The sequence below is a fragment of the Pseudoalteromonas 'SMAR' genome, assembly GCF_048515945.1.
Taxonomy (GTDB): Bacteria; Pseudomonadota; Gammaproteobacteria; order Enterobacterales; family Alteromonadaceae; genus Pseudoalteromonas.
In genome coordinates this window covers 1-1406 of sequence record NZ_JBLWMW010000026.1, presented here as the reverse complement: position 1 = coordinate 1406, position 1406 = coordinate 1, and the positions used below count along the sequence as shown (strand labels likewise).

The 1406-nt window shown below is 49.6% G+C and carries 1 protein-coding gene; it reads right to left on the bottom strand.

All coding sequences use genetic code 11. The annotated features are described in order from the left end of the window. Positions 1–1406, bottom strand: a 1406-nt coding sequence (locus tag ACNKW2_RS11810) for a midas domain-containing protein (protein WP_472978005.1), incomplete at both ends; no start/stop codon positions are given.

Here is a 1406-nt window from a genome sequence, read left to right as displayed (position 1 = left end):
CGCTTCGCTGTCGTCAGCAGCGTCTTCTTCCGTAAATTCTGGGAAGTCATCACCCAGCTCAGCCTCGTCGTCAAGACTTGGTTCTTCCTCTGCTGTCGGTTCCTCTAGAGCCGCTTCGCTGTCCTCAGCGGCGTCTTCTTCTGTGAATTCTGGGAAGTCATCGCCGAGGTCCGGTTCTTCCGTAAACTCTGTCAGATCATCATCAAGCTCGTCTTCAAGCTCTAAGTCTCCCAGTTCGTCATCGAAATCGCCTTCAATATCAAAGTCGTTGTCACTGGCGAGTGCGTCTGATAACGCTTTTTCCGTACCACTGGCTTCACTGTCTAGATTATCCTCATCACTAATGTCTAACTCAGGATAGCTATCCAATTCGGCACTGGGTTCGATATCGTCTTCTTCAGGAAGTTGCTCTTCTTCAAGTAGATCAATGTCTTCACTCAGTGGATCGTCGCCTAGCTCAATTTCGACTTCTTCTTCAGCAAAGTCGTCCTCTAAATCCGAAGTCTCTAGCTCTTCCTCAGCCTGAAGTTCTGCCAGTAGTTCATCTACGCTCTTAAGATCTGGGTCTTCAAACTCTTCTGTTTCATCGGCTTGAACGTTTTCATCATTGAACTGATCTTCGTCTTCCAACATCCCCGACAAATGGTCACTGTCTAGAGACGATGGCTCTGATTCGCTGTCTTGCTCAGGTTCCGTTTCGGTTTTTTCTTCAAGCAGATCTTCAATGTCGTCGCCTGCTAGGTCGTCACTTGCTTCTGGCGTCTCAGGCTCAGCATCGGTTTCTTCCTCTAGCAAGTCGTCAATGTCGTCGCCTGCTAGATCGTCACTTTCTTCTTGTGTCTCAGGCTCAGCATCGGTTTCTTCCTCTAGCAAGTCATCAAGGTCATCCCCTGCTAGGTCGTCATTTTCTTCTGGTGACTCAAGCTCGGCATCCGCTTCTTCTAGCAAGTCGTCAATGTCATCCCCTGCTAGGTCGTCATTTTCTTCTTGTGGCTCAGGCTCAGCATCGGTTTCCTCTTCAAGCAAGTCATCAAGGTCATCCCCTGCTAGGTCGTCACTTTCTTCTTGTGACTCAGGCTCAGCATCGGTTTCTTCCTCTAGCAAGTCATCAATGTCATCCCCTGCTAGGTCGTCACTTTCTTCTTGTGACTCAGGCTCAGCATCCGCTTCTTCCTCTAGCAAGTCGTCAATATCGTCGCCCGCTAGGTCGTCTCTTGCTTCTTGTGACTCAGGCTCAGCACCCGTTTCTTCCTCTAACAAGTCATCAATGTCGTCGCCTGCTAGGTCGTCATTTTCTTCTGGTGACTCAGGTTCGGGATCCGCTTCTTCATCTAGCAGCGCATCAATGTCGTCGCCTGCCAGCTCATCACTTTCTTCTTCCAGCTCCGGCGTATCGTCTTGGGCTT